We start from the raw sequence: 13,182 nt of genomic DNA, 5'->3' as shown, positions 1-13,182 counted from the left end.
GCCCCTCAGGCTGGGCGCAAGGCCGACGGGTGTCTCGACTTCGCTCGACACGAACGGAAATAGAGGACGGTCAGGAATCCACCCCATACCAGCCTAATCCGGCCGCATCGCTTCATCCGCCAGCGCATCGGCCAACTCGCCCAACAGCGCATCGTCGATGTCGGCAGCCGCGACATTTTCGCGCCCGATCAGCACCAGTACGGGAATGGCGAGCGGGCTGATCCGTTCGAGCGCGCGGTGCACCATCGTTCCCGCCGCGCGATCGAGCAGGTCGCCGAGCCGCGCCACGTCGGTCAGCCGCTCGCGCGCGTCGGCCCAGGCGGCTTCGAGCAGCAGGTGGTCGGGCTCATATTTGCGCAGCACGTCGAAGATCAGGTCGGTCGAAAAGGTCACCTGCTTGCCGGTCTTGCGTTTGCCCGGATGCTGACGCTCGATCAGCCCGCCGATCACCGCGACCTCGCGAAACGCCCGCTTCAGCAGGTGCGACCGCTCGACCCATTCGACGAACTCGCCCTCGAGGATCGCCGCGTCGAACAGCGTCGCGGGGTCGGTCACCGGCCGCAGCGACCAGATGGCGAGCGCATAGTCGGAGGCGACAAAGCCCAATGGCTGCAACCCCGCGCGCTCCATCCGTTTGGTGATCAGCATGCCGAGCGACTGGTGCGCGTTCCACCCCTCGAACGGATAGGCGACCATATAATGCGCGCCCTCGTGCGGGAAGGTCTCGACGAGCAGTTCGCCGGGACGCGGCAGGACCGAGCGCAGCGCCTGCATCTCCAGCCAGAAGCGCACATCCTCGGGAAAGCGCTGCCAGCTCGCCGGATCGGCGAGGAAGCCACGCACCCGGTCGGCGAGCCGCGTCGAGATTGCCATGCGCGCGCCCATATAGCTCGGGATCCGCGCCGGCCGCGTTGTCGCGCGGACGATCAGGTCGGTGTCGCGGATCGACTCGACCTCGAGGCTGAGCCCGGCAAAGGCAAAGGTGTCACCCGGCGACAAAGTGCTGGCGAAATATTCCTCGACCTTGCCGAGCCGCCGGCCGTTCCTGAAGCGCACCTCGGCCATCGGCGCCTCGACGATGATCCCCGCATTGAGCCGGTGCTGCGCGGCGAGCCGCGGGTGCGCGATCCGCCAACCACCCTGTCCGTCGGGCGCGAGGCGGCGGAAGCGGTCGTAGCTTTTCAGCGCATAGCCGCCGTCGCGCACGAAGCCGAGCAGGCGCGCGAACAGATCGGCATCGAGCCAATGGTACGGCGCGGCGCTCCGCACCTCGGCGAGCAGTTCGTCCTCGCGGAACGGTACCGCACAAGCGAGCGCCATCACATGCTGCGCAAGCACGTCGAGCGCGCCGGGGCGGAAACGGTCGGCGTCGCGTTCGCCCGCCTCGACGGCGTCCAACGCCGCACGCGCTTCGAGATATTCGAAGCGATTGCCCGGCACGATCAGCGCGCGGCTCGGCTCGTCGAGCCGGTGGTTGGCGCGGCCGATGCGCTGGAGCAGCCGCGACGAGCCCTTCGGCGCGCCCATCTGGATCACACAGTCGACGTCGCCCCAGTCGAGCCCGAGGTCGAGGCTGGCGGTCGCGACGAGCGCGCGCAGCCGCCCTTCGGCCATCGCCGCTTCGGCGCGCTGGCGCGCCTCGCGGTCGAGGCTGCCGTGGTGGATCGCGATCGGCAGGCTGAGGTCGTTGACCTTCCACAGCTCCTGAAAGATCAGCTCGGCGAGCCCGCGGGTGTTGCAGAAGATGATCGTCGTGCGGTTCGCCGCGATCACTTCCATCACCTGATGGACCGCATAGCGCCCCGAATGCCCCGCCCAGGGCACCGCCCCTTCGGGCAGCAGGATCGCGATATCGGGCTCGGCCCCCGCTTCGCCCTCGACGATCGTCACCGCATCGCCGCGGCTGTCGGGCGCCAGCCAGGCGGCATATTGCGGCGGGTCGGCGATCGTCGCCGACAGGCCGACACGGCGCAGCGCGGGCGCGATCTGCTGCAACCGGGCGAGCGACAGGCTGAGCAGGTCGCCGCGCTTGCCGGGGGCGAAGGCGTGGATTTCGTCGATCACCACCGTCTTGAGTTCGGCGAACATCGCGAAACTGTCGGGATAGGACAGCAGCAGCGACAGCGATTCGGGGGTGGTCAGCAGGATGTTCGGCGGCCGGCTCCGCTGCCGCGCCTTCTTGTCGGACGAGGTATCGCCGCTGCGGCTCTCGACGCTGATATCGAGCCCCATCTCCGCGATCGGGCCGAGCAAGTTGCGCTCGACGTCCGCCGCCAGCGCTTTCAGCGGCGACACATAAAGCGTGTGCAAGCGGTCGGAGGGGTTTTCCACAAGGTCGACGAGCGTCGGCAGGAAGCCCGACAGCGTCTTGCCCGCGCCGGTCGCGGCGACGAGCAGCGCATGCTCGCCGCGCCCCGCCGCCGCAAGCATGTCGGCCTGATGCCGCCGCAGCCGCCACCCGCGCGCGGCGAACCATTCGGCAAAGGGGGCGGGGAGAGACATGCCGTCAACTTGGGGCGTGTGCGGTATGCGCGCAATGCCTCTCTGATCGTCGGTTATCGAGCGATTGCGGCCGTCGCCACGAAGATGAGTAGGAACCGTCCGCTAACGGCCGGTAGCGGACGTAAGTCGTTTGGAATTCCTCAATTGTGTCATTCCCGCGAAAGCGGGAACCCAGGGCGGGTTTACACTACTCTGGGTCCCCGCTTTCGCGGGGATGGCAAAAGTTGGAAACGTCCGCTTCCCACCCCAAACCAGCCCTCGCTCAGAGTCGCTCGTCCATCGCCTTCAGCAACGCTCGCCAATGCTCGCCCAGCCGCCGCTGGAACAGCATCAGTTCGAAGCCGTGGCGCGCGACATGCTGCTGTGGGATCGCGTCCCAGCCACGATGCTCGACCGTCACGCGCGTCTCCGCGCCGACCGCCTCGAAGCGGACGTCGACCTCGGTTCCTTGACCGGCGGCGAAGCTCGGCAGGCGCCAGCCGAAAGCGAGCCTTTCGCCCGGCAGCCAGTGGCGCACCGGTCCGATCTCCCACTCCTCGCCATCGGCGAAGCGCGTGACGAGGCGGCCGCCCGGCCCGGCGGGATCGAAGCGCAGCACGCCGTCGCCCTTGCGCGAAAGCTGGAACAACGGATGGCTTTTCCACCAACACCCGATGTCGCGCGTGAAGGCGGCGAAAGCGGCTTGCGGGGTCGCCGCGACGCGCAGCGCAACGATCACCGCCGCGCCGTTCATTCGCCGCCCTCGACATGGGCCTTGAACGCCGCGAGCTGGTGCGTCCACAGCGCCTCGGTCTCGGCGAGCCATTGCTTGAGCCCGTCGGTCGCGCCGTGCTTGAGACTGTAGATGCGCACGCGTGCGTCGAAATGCGGATGTCCGTCCTCGACCAGCCCGCCCTGCTTCAGCGCGCGCAAATGCCGGCTCATCGCGGGCGGCGCGAGCCCGAGGTCACTCGCCAGCTCGCCCGCGCTGCGCGGCCGCTGGCCGAGCAGTTCGACCGCGCGGCGCCGCACGGGGTCGGCAAGCGCGGCAAGCGTGCGATCGACCGCGGCGCTCAATCGTCGAGCCGCGTCTTCGTCGTGAAGCCGCCCTCGGCGTCCCACTGGTCGGCGCTCTTTTCCTCGACCGTCACGCCGAAGGTCCAGATATGCCCCTCGGGATCCTTTGCCCGATAGCTGCGGTCGCCATAGAATTGCGTTTCGGGTTCGGCGATGATCTCAGCGCCCGCCGCGCGCGCCGCTTCGCAATGCGCGTCGATATCCTCGCCGCGGGCAAGCTGGACATGCACCGTCTGCGTATTCTTGCCGCCGAGGTTCGCGGGGCTGCGGTGATCGTCGGACCATTCGTTGCCGATCATGATCGTCGAATTGCCATATTCCATCTCGCTGTGCGCGAGATTGCCGTCGGCATCGAGCAGCACGAACAAAGGTTCGAACCCGAACGCCGCCTCGAGCCAGCGGAACGCCGCCTTGCTGTCGCGATAGCAGATGGCGCTCGACAGCCCCTTTGCGCGATGTTCGGCCATGACAAATCTCCCGAGTCGGTGAATTAGTTTCGTATATATATAATATTTCCGAAAAAATGAAAATACATGCAATTGCGTGTGAAGTTGCTAGGAAAAGCGCATGACTCCCGATCTCGCCCGCTGCGTCGCCGAAGCCTATCAGGTCGCCCTGCCGCACCGCGGCCAGGGCCGGGTCGCCGACTATATCCCGGCGCTGGCCAAGGTCGATCCGAACCGCTTCGGCTTCGCGCTCGCGCTTCCCGACGGGACGGTGCATGCGGCCGGCGACGCCGACATCGCCTTTTCGATCCAGTCGGTGTCGAAGGTCTTCACGCTGGCGCTCGCGCTCCGCCGCGTCGGCAGTTCGCTATGGGACAGCGTCGGGCGTGAGCCGTCGGGGTCGGCATTCAACTCGATCGTCCAGCTCGAAAGCGAACAGGGCATTCCGCGCAATCCGCTGATCAACGCCGGCGCGATCGCGACGACCGACCGGCTGATCGACGGCCGGGCCGGTGACGCGGTGATCGACGAGATACTCGATTTCATCCGCGCCCGCGCCGGCGACGACGGCGTCGATATCGACCGCGACGTGGCCGCTTCCGAATCCGAAACCGGCGCCCGCAACCGCAGCCTCGGCTATTTCATGCAGGCGTTCGACAATCTGCGCCATCCGGTCGAGGCGGTGACCGGGGTCTATTTCCGCCAGTGCGCGATCGCGATGAGTTGCCGCCAGCTCGCCAAGGCCGGACTGTTCCTCGCGATGGAAGGGCGCGACCCGCTGACCGGCGAGCAACTGATCGACCCGCACCGCGCGCGCCGCATCAACGCGATCATGATGCTGTGCGGCCATTACGACAATAGCGGCGAATTTGCCTTTCGCGTCGGCCTGCCGGGCAAGAGCGGGGTCGGCGGCGGCATCCTCTGCATCGCGCCGGGACAGGGATCGATCGCGGTGTGGTCGCCGGGACTCAACGAGGCGGGAACGTCGCTCGTCGGCGCGCTCGCGCTCGAACATTTCGCCTATGCGGCGGGCTGGTCGGTGTTCGACTGACGCCCGCAGGCGCCGCTCAGTCGGCCGCGGCTTCGCCGTCTTCGGCCGCCGTATCCTCGAACCACGCCTCGACCTCGCCCGACAATTTGATCGTCATCGCCTGCCCGAAGCGGTCCTTCGACTTGCCCGCCGCGACGCGGATCCAGCCTTCGGAAATCGAATATTCCTCGACGTCGGTGCGCTCCTTGCCCTTGAAGCGGATGCCGATACCGCGCTGCAGCACCTCCATGTCGAAATGGGGCGAGCGCGGGTTGGTCGACAGGCGATCGGGCGGGGTGTCGGTCATCTTGAAAATCTCCAATGCTTGCCCGGGCGGCTAGGCGAGGCCGCCCCGCAAATCAAGCACCGACCGCCGCAATCCCCATCGCCGCGCGCGACGGACCGAGGTTTTCGGCGAGCGGATAGAGGTCGCGCTCCTCACGCTCGATCCGCATCGCCAATATGTCCAGCATGATCGCCGTCTCGCGGCAAAAATCCGGCCAGCCCGCAGCGACCCGCTGGGGCGTCCATTCATTGTCATAGGCGGTAAAGTCGTCGGCAAGATCGCCCATTTCGAGTTCGAACTCGCGCGTGATCCGGACCAGTTCGGGATCGCCGCTGGCCTTGAGTCGCGGGTAGAGGATCCAGTCCTCGCATTTGAGATGGCGGAGCAGCGTGTCGCGGAGCAGGCCGCGCGCCGCGGCCAGTTCGGTCATCCGCGGCGGCTGCGGCGCACGGATCATGCCGGTCAGGATGCGCGCCAGCGTGACCAGCGCCGCATGCTCGTCGCGCAGTCGCTGCATTTCACGGGCGAGGGGCATATAGAGGTTCCAGCGATGCGAGTGGTCCCTCAAGCCCCGCGATAATGGCCCGCCGTGAAAAGAAGGTAAAGGCCCGGCCCGCTTCCCGTTCCGCCGCTGCAAATGACGGCACCGGCGAGCGCCTTTTCAGGCGCAAGTGGTCCCCGGTGCCGTCCTCCCCACAAGCAGACGTTGAACGTCAAAGATAATTCAGGGTGATCGTGAAACTGCCGCTATAGTCGCCGGGCGCCTGATTGGCGCCGACCTCCAGCGTTGCGCCGACCGGGAAATTATAATTGCCGAGCACACTGTCGATCCGGAAGCGCGTCGGCGAGGTCGACAGGATCGCCGTCGGCGTGCTGCCGATCTCGAAATCGCGCACCCGCATCCGCGTGCCCGGGCCGGTGATCCAGATCGTGTTCGATCCCAGCGAAATATTGACCTGCCGCTGCGGCGTGCCCAGCCCGGCGAAGCGCGCGGGTTCGCCGCCGTTGCCCGCCAGCGTCACGCCGCCGGTCTTCGTCCGCGATCCGTCGGGATAGAGGCGCACGGTTCCGGCGCTCCCCGATGCGATGATATCGCCGAAGTCGAGGTCGTTGACCTTGAAGAAGGAAAGCGGCCGCAGCACGATGGCTTCGGCCTCGGTCTGCGCATTGTTCTGCGCCAGCGCCGGCGAAGCGGCGGGCGCGAGCAAAAGCGCAAAGGCGGCTAGGCCGCGCTGCGCAGGCAGCGGGCGGATGGTGTGTCTGGTCCTCACATCCCGGCTTCTACCAGCGACCTTCCAATTTAGCGTTAACGCGGCGCTGACCAGAAAATCGGGAGCGCGATGAAGCCTTTCCCCGCCGCGAGAGCGCAGCTATGGAAACGCGCATGAGTGAAGCCGCGATCCGCATCGACGCCGTCTCCAAAACCTATGCCGGCGGCAAGCGGGCGCTCGACAACGTCAGCTTCGACGTCCCGCGCGGGCAAATCTTCGGGCTGCTCGGGCCGAACGGCGCGGGCAAGTCGACGCTGATCAACATCCTCGCCGGGCTCGTCAACAAGACCAGCGGGAGCGCGAGCATCTGGGGCTTCGACATCGACGCCGATCCGCGCAACGCCAAATATTCGATCGGCATCGTTCCGCAGGAAATCGTCTTCGACCCCTTCTTCACGCCGTTCGAGACGCTCGAGAACCAGGCCGGGCTGTACGGCGTGCCCAAGGACAAGCGTATTTCGGACGAACTGCTCGCCGCAGTGCACCTGTCGGACAAGCGCGATGCCTATGCGCGCACGCTGTCGGGCGGCATGAAGCGCCGCCTGCTCGTCGCCAAGGCGATGGTGCATTCGCCGCCGATCATCGTGCTCGACGAACCCACCGCGGGGGTCGATATCGAACTGCGCCAGCAGCTCTGGTCCTATGTCCAGTCGCTCAACGACCGCGGCGTCACCGTCGTGCTGACGACGCACTATCTGGAGGAAGCCGAAGAGCTCTGCGACCGCATCGCCATCATCAACCACGGCCGGCTGATCGCGAACAAGCCGACGCGCGAGCTGGTCGACATGGCGCGCGAGAAGATCGTCGTCGTGACGCTCGATGCCGATGTCACCGACCTGCCGAGCCACCCCGCGTTCGACAAGGTCGAGCGCGAGGGCGAGCGCGGGCTCGCGATCAGCTACAACAAGGACCGCGCCAACGCCGGCGAAGTGCTCGCCGCGGTCAACGCGATGGGGCACGGCATCGTCGACGTCTCGACGCGCGAAGCCGACCTCGAAGATGTGTTCCTCAACCTGACGCGGGCAGCGAATGGGTGATCTTCTCTTCCCGTTCGTGTCGAGCGAAGTCGAGACACCCATCAGGATAGAACCGAGCCGAGGGGCATCTCGACTTCGCTCGATGCGAACGGAATTTTGATGTCAGATAATAACTCTCACGACGTCATCATCGTCGGCTCGGGCGCCGCCGGGCTGACCGCCGCGATTGGGCTCGCCGATCATTGCCGCGTCCTCGTCCTCGCCAAGGGCGAACTCACCGGCGGATCGACTGCCTGGGCGCAGGGCGGAATCGCCGCGGTGCTCGACGCGGGCGACACGTTCGAAAATCATATCGAGGACACGATGGTCGCCGGCGCCGGATTGAACCGGCGGCAGACGGTCGAGTTCGTCGTCGAGAATGCCCCGCACGCGATCGAGCGGCTCATCGAGATGGGCGTGCCGTTCAACAAGGAAGCCGAAGCGCTCCACCTGACGCGCGAAGGCGGCCATTCGCACCGCCGCATCGTCCATGTCGACGACGCGACCGGCTGGGCGGTGCAGGCGGCGCTCTTGAAGACCGCAGAGGCGCATCCGAACATCACGCTGCTCCCCGGGCAGGCGTGCATCGACCTGATCACCGGCCGCCACGAGGAACGCTATTCGGGCTCGGGCCGCGTCTGGGGCGTCTATGCGCTCGACGAAAAGACCGGCAAGGTGCGTGCGCATGTCGGCCGCGCGACCATCCTCGCCAGCGGCGGCGCGGGGCGCGTCTATCAATTCTCCACTGCCCCAAGAGGAGCGACCGGCGACGGCATCGCGATGGCGTGGCGCGCCGGCGCGCGGGTCAGCAACATGGAAATGATGCAGTTCCACCCGACCTGCCTCTATAATCTCGACGTCAAGAATTTCCTGATTACCGAGGCGGTGCGCGGCGAAGGCGGCATCTTGAAGCATCCGGTGACCGGCCATCGCTATATGCCCGACTATGACGCGCGCGCCGAACTGGCGCCGCGCGATGTCGTCGCGCGCGCCAACGACGACCAGATCAAGCGCTTCGGGCTCGACTATGTCCATCTCGACATCAGCGACAAGGACCCCGATTTCGTCGCGGGCCATTTCCCGAACATCTATGAAAAGCTGCTGACGCTCGGCATCGACATGACGAAACAGCCGATCCCGGTGGTGCCCGCGCAGCATTATACCTGCGGCGGCATCTTGATCGACCTCGACGGGCGCACCGATCTTCCCGGGCTCTATGCCGCGGGCGAATGCACCGAAAGCGGGCTCCATGGCGCGAACCGCCTCGCATCGAACAGCCTGCTCGAATGCTTCGTCTTCGGCGAAGCGGCGGCGAAGGACATTGTCGCGCGCTGGGACGAACTCGACACGCCGCCGGCGATCCGCCCGTGGGACGAAAGCCGCGTCACCGATTCGGACGAAGAAGTCGTGATCAAGCAGAACTGGACCGAGATCCGCCGCTTCATGTGGAACTATGTCGGCATCGTCCGCACCACCAAAAGGCTCGAACGCGCGCAGCACCGGATCAAGATGCTGACCGACGAGGTCGGCGACTATTACGGCCATTTCCGCGTCACCACCGACCTCATCGAGCTGCGCAACCTGCTCCAGTGCGCCGAACTGATCGTCCGCAGCGCGCTGCACCGCAAGGAAAGCCGCGGGCTGCACTATACGCTCGATTATCCGGACCTGTTGCCGCAAGCGGTCGATACGGTGCTCGTTCCTTGATCGCCCGCATGGGCGAGCGGCAGATTTTCTGGGGCGTGCTTCTGTTGGCGGCGGTGCTGCGCGCGGTCGCGGCGCTGCCCTTCATGGTCAATTGGTTCGATGAGATCTGGCAGTATCTGGAACCCGCCTGGCACCTCGCCGCCGGGCCGTGGATCCAGACTTGGGATTATCGCGACGGCATCCGCAGCTGGCTGATCCCCGAACTGCTGTCACTGCCGACGATGGCGGGCCGCGCGTTGTCGCCGGACACGACATTGCACCTGACCATCGTACGTCTGACGCTCGCGGCGCTTTCGCTGGTCGTGGTCGGCGCGGCGACGGCGCTCGGCCTCAGGCTGTCGCGGCTGCACGGGCTGGTCGCCGGGCTGGTCACCGCCATCTGGTTCGAGCTGGTCTATTTCGCGCCGCGCGCGCTGTCGGAGCCGATCGCGCTTGCACCGATGATGGGAGCGGTGTGGCTGCTCGTCGCGGGGCGGACGCCGCCGGGGCCGCGCCGCTTTGCGTTCGCCGGGCTGTTGATGGGGCTGAGCTTCGTCGCGCGCATCCATTATGCACCCGCGCTGCTGGTGCTCGCTATCTTTGCCGCCAAACGCGACTGGCGCCGAGCGTGGTTGCCGCTTGTCGGCGGCGGGCTGGTGGCGCTGGCGATCGACGCAGCGGCGAACCTGATCATGGGCGCCACCCCCTTTCGCTGGGCGGTCGAGGCGGTACGGATCAATATCGTCGAAAACCGCGCCGCGGCCTATGGCACCTCGCCGATCACCGGTTATCTGGGGCTGTTCGGCCTGTATTGGCATGTCGCGCTGGCGCCGCTGCTGCTGCTCGCGGCGCGCGGAGCGCGGCGCTATCCGGTGTTGTTCTGGATGGCGGTGGTCCATCTGCTCGTCCACTCGCTGATCGGGCACAAGGAATATCGCTTCGTGCTGCCGAGCGCGGCGTTGCTGGTCATCCTTGCCGCGATCGGCACCGCCGACCTGCTGCGCCACGTCTCCCGCCGTCGCCTGGCGCTGGCGACCGCGGGAGCACTGACGCTGTGGGCTGGCGGATCGGCGGCGCTGGCGATAGGGAATTTCCGCCCCAACTGGTCGATGGAGGCCGGCTTGGCCGACGCGCTGGAGCGCGCCGGGCGTCCCGAGCGGACGTGCGGGCTCGCCCTCTATCGCCCGCGCGCGACGGTCGCGGGCAGCTATGCCCTCTATCGCCGCGACACGCCGATGTACCGGGTGGCAACGCAGGCGGAGGCGGCGGCTCATCCCGGTGCCTTCGATGTCGTGGTCACCGGCCCGGCCCATGTCCGCGAACTGCCGCCGGCCTATCGGCTCGAGGCCTGCGCGGCGCCGGGCGAGACTGATGCGCCTTCGTGCGTACTGCGGCGCGCCGGCGGCTGCACGCCCGATCCAGCGTTGCAGACGCTCAACGCCTGGCTCGTCGCAACCGGCAATTGAGCTAGGCGCCGAATCCTTCGTTCAGAAACCGCTCGGCCAGCGCCGCGTGCAGCGCCGCGCCGCGCGCCATCACGCTTTCGTCGAGCACCATATGGTTGCTGTGCAGCCCGCAGCATTGCCGCCAGTCGCTCCCCGCCTCGCTCGCCCCGAGCCAGAACATCGCGCCGGGAACCTTTTCGAGGACATAAGAAAAATCCTCGGCGCCCATCACCGGATTGTCCATGGTGAGCCAGGCTTCCTCGCCGAAAGTCTGTTCGACCACCGACTGGCCGAAGGCGACCGCGCGGGCGTCGCAGACGGTGACGGGGAAGCCTTCGTCGATCCGCACTTCGGCGGTGCAGCCATGCGCTTCGGCGATCGCGGGCGCGAGGCGCTTCAGCTCGCGCGCGACCATCGCCCGGCGCTCGGGCGACAGGGTGCGGATCGTGCCGAGCATCTCGGCACTTTCGGGGATGATATTGTTCGTCGTCCCCGCCGCGATTTTCGCGATGGTGATCACCGCCGGGTCGAAGACCGAAATGCGGCGCGTCACCATCGTCTGGATCGCGGTGACAATGGAACAAGCGACCGGGATCGGATCGACCGCATCGTGCGGCATCGAAGCATGGCCGCCCGCGCCCTTGACGGTGATCGCCAGGACATCGGACGAGGCGAGCAGCGGCCCGGCACGCCCGGCGAAGATGCCGTGCGGCGCATTGGGCATGATGTGGAGCGCAAAGGCCGCGTCGGGCAGCGGATCGATGATGCCGTCCTCCAGCATGAAGCGCGCGCCATGATGGCCTTCCTCGCCCGGCTGGAACATGAACATCACCGTGCCGGGCAGCCGGTCGCGTGCTGCGCACAGCAGCTTCGCCGCCCCGACGAGCATCGCGACATGCGTGTCGTGCCCGCACGCATGCATCGCGCCGCTGATCTCGGAGGAAAAGTCGAGCCCGGTGTCCTCGAGCAGCGGCAACGCATCCATGTCGCCGCGCAGCAGCACGGTGCGGCCGTTCGCGGGGCCGCGCAGGATCGCGACGAGCCCGGTCGTCGACGGCCCCTCACGAAATTCGAGCGGCAGGCCGGCAAGCGCCGCCTTGATCTTCGCCAGCGTCTTCGGGTTCTGCAAGCCCAGCTCGGGCTCGCGATGAATGGCGCGGCGGAGATCGACGAGGTCGTCGAGCAGGGTTTCGGCCTCGGCGGGCCAGCTTCGGACAAGCTCGTTCATCTCTTTCCTCCAAACAACTGCCGGCCCGCCAAGTCGAGCATGATTTCCTCGCTGCCGCCGCCGATCGCGTTGACGCGGACCTCGCGGTAGATACGTTCGACCTTGCTGCCGGTGATGTACGACGCACCGCCCAGCACCTGTGCGGCTTCGCGCGCGACGGCTTCGAGCATGCGCGTCGCCTGCACCTTCAGCATCGCGAAGTCGGCGGGACGATCCCTGCCCTCTTTGACCTGCCAGGCGCAAAGGTCGACCCACGCCTGCGTCGCCTCGATCTGGCGTTCCATGTCGGCAAGCTTGATGCGGATCGACTGGTGGCCGACCAGCGGCTTGCCGAAGGTCTCGCGCTGCCCGGCCCACGCCGCGGCCTCGGCCAGCGCGACGCGGGCATAGGCGCAGCACCCCATCGCCATGCCCAGCCGCTCCGAATTGAAGTTGCGCATGATGCCGATAAAGCCGCCATTCTCCGGCCCGATCAGGTTGGTCGCGGGGACGCGGACGTCGTCGAAATGGATCGCGGCGGTGTCGCTGCACCGCCAGCCCATCTTGTCGAGCCGCGTCCGCTCGATGCCGGGGCTCGCCATGTCGATCAGCAGCAGCGAGATGCCCGCGGCGCCCGGCCCGCCGGTGCGCACCGCGCAGGTCAACCAGTCGGCGCGCATGCCGCTGGTGATGAACATCTTGCCGCCGTTGACGACAAAATCGTCGCCATCCCGCACTGCTGTCGTCTTGAGATTCGCAACGTCGCTGCCGCCGCCCGCTTCGGTGATACCGAGCGCGATGATCTTGTCGCCCGCCAGCACTGGCGGCGCGATGCGCTGTTTCAGCTCTTCGGATCCCAGCGCGAGGATCGGCGGCAGCCCGATACCGTGCGTCATCAGCGACGCGCCGAGCCCGCCCGCGCCGACCGCGGCGAGTTCCTCGGTAACCACAAGGCTGTGGAAATTGTCGAAGCCTTCCGAATGCCCGCCATATTCTTCGGGATAACGCAGCCCGAGGATGCCCGCCTCGGCGGCCTTACGGTGCAGGTCGCGCGGCAATTCGCCCTCGGCCTCCCAGCGGTCGATGTGCGGTGCGATCTCGCGCGCGACGAAGCGGCGGACGCTCTGCGCCAGCGCCTCATGGGTTTCGTCATAATAGGGCGAGCGGGCGCGCCAGTCGTCGAAGGCCGTCATGACACGCAGGCTGAGCGGAGAGCGGCGCGGGGTCAAGGGGGCGC

At 67.0% G+C, this 13,182-nt stretch carries 13 protein-coding genes; 4 read left to right on the top strand and 9 right to left on the bottom strand.

Annotated features, from left to right (window positions below; all coding sequences use genetic code 11):
- Positions 1–93: 93 nt before the first annotated feature.
- From LH19_RS24365 to LH19_RS24350, 4 genes are all read right to left on the bottom strand, one after another.
- Positions 94–2,502: a ligase-associated DNA damage response DEXH box helicase gene (locus tag LH19_RS24365; protein ID WP_054732439.1), complete on the bottom strand. Its 2,409-nt coding sequence runs from the start codon at positions 2,500–2,502 to the stop codon at positions 94–96.
- 262 nt (positions 2,503–2,764) lie between these two features.
- Positions 2,765–3,235, bottom strand: a complete 471-nt coding sequence (locus LH19_RS24360; RefSeq protein ID WP_054732436.1) for an SRPBCC domain-containing protein — start codon at positions 3,233–3,235, stop codon at positions 2,765–2,767.
- Positions 3,232–3,558, bottom strand: a complete 327-nt coding sequence (locus tag LH19_RS24355) for an ArsR/SmtB family transcription factor (RefSeq protein ID WP_054732434.1) — start codon at positions 3,556–3,558, stop codon at positions 3,232–3,234. Before LH19_RS24355 ends, LH19_RS24360 begins: the two co-directional genes overlap by 4 nt.
- Positions 3,555–4,025: a VOC family protein gene (locus LH19_RS24350; protein WP_054732430.1), complete on the bottom strand. Its 471-nt coding sequence runs from the start codon at positions 4,023–4,025 to the stop codon at positions 3,555–3,557. Before LH19_RS24350 ends, LH19_RS24355 begins: the two co-directional genes overlap by 4 nt.
- Positions 4,026–4,125: 100 nt before the next feature.
- Here LH19_RS24350 and LH19_RS24345 point away from each other — a divergent pair, with 100 nt between their 5' ends.
- Complete coding sequence (locus LH19_RS24345; protein ID WP_054732426.1) at positions 4,126–5,055, top strand: glutaminase; 930 nt, start codon at positions 4,126–4,128, stop codon at positions 5,053–5,055.
- A gap of 16 nt (positions 5,056–5,071) precedes the next feature.
- On the opposite strand, the gene LH19_RS24340 is transcribed toward LH19_RS24345, so the two are convergent.
- The 3 genes from LH19_RS24340 to LH19_RS24330 form a co-directional block, all read right to left on the bottom strand.
- Positions 5,072–5,341 (bottom strand): DUF3297 family protein, encoded by a 270-nt coding sequence (locus tag LH19_RS24340; protein WP_054590480.1) that lies wholly within the window; start codon positions 5,339–5,341, stop codon positions 5,072–5,074.
- A 52-nt stretch (positions 5,342–5,393) separates the two neighbouring features.
- Positions 5,394–5,855, bottom strand: a complete 462-nt coding sequence (locus LH19_RS24335) for a hemerythrin domain-containing protein (protein ID WP_082396128.1) — start codon at positions 5,853–5,855, stop codon at positions 5,394–5,396.
- A 178-nt stretch (positions 5,856–6,033) separates the two neighbouring features.
- Positions 6,034–6,591, bottom strand: a complete 558-nt coding sequence (locus tag LH19_RS24330; protein ID WP_054732420.1) for a DUF4402 domain-containing protein — start codon at positions 6,589–6,591, stop codon at positions 6,034–6,036.
- A 113-nt stretch (positions 6,592–6,704) separates the two neighbouring features.
- Here LH19_RS24330 and LH19_RS24325 point away from each other — a divergent pair, with 113 nt between their 5' ends.
- The 3 genes from LH19_RS24325 to LH19_RS24315 all read left to right on the top strand — a co-directional run bounded on the left by LH19_RS24325 (position 6,705) and on the right by LH19_RS24315 (position 10,759).
- Complete coding sequence (locus LH19_RS24325) at positions 6,705–7,628, top strand: ABC transporter ATP-binding protein (RefSeq protein WP_054734277.1); 924 nt, start codon at positions 6,705–6,707, stop codon at positions 7,626–7,628.
- A 99-nt stretch (positions 7,629–7,727) separates the two neighbouring features.
- The gene (gene nadB / locus LH19_RS24320) at positions 7,728–9,314 is read left to right on the top strand and encodes an L-aspartate oxidase (RefSeq protein ID WP_054732417.1); all 1,587 of its coding nucleotides are present in this window, start codon (positions 7,728–7,730) and stop codon (positions 9,312–9,314) included.
- A complete protein-coding gene (locus LH19_RS24315) occupies positions 9,311–10,759 on the top strand; it encodes a glycosyltransferase family protein (protein WP_145923589.1) in 1,449 nt (482 codons plus the stop codon). Before nadB ends, LH19_RS24315 begins: the two co-directional genes overlap by 4 nt.
- Position 10,760: 1 nt before the next feature.
- Here LH19_RS24315 and LH19_RS24310 read toward each other — a convergent pair whose 3' ends face one another.
- A complete protein-coding gene (locus LH19_RS24310; RefSeq protein WP_054732411.1) occupies positions 10,761–11,966 on the bottom strand; it encodes a M20 metallopeptidase family protein in 1,206 nt (401 codons plus the stop codon).
- Positions 11,963–13,138: an acyl-CoA dehydrogenase family protein gene (locus LH19_RS24305; RefSeq protein ID WP_054734272.1), complete on the bottom strand. Its 1,176-nt coding sequence runs from the start codon at positions 13,136–13,138 to the stop codon at positions 11,963–11,965. Before LH19_RS24305 ends, LH19_RS24310 begins: the two co-directional genes overlap by 4 nt.
- Positions 13,139–13,182: the final 44 nt, after the last annotated feature.

The organism is Sphingopyxis macrogoltabida, assembly GCF_001314325.1.
Lineage (GTDB): Bacteria > Pseudomonadota > Alphaproteobacteria > Sphingomonadales > Sphingomonadaceae > Sphingopyxis > Sphingopyxis macrogoltabida.
This window is presented reverse-complemented; position numbering and strand designations above follow the sequence as displayed.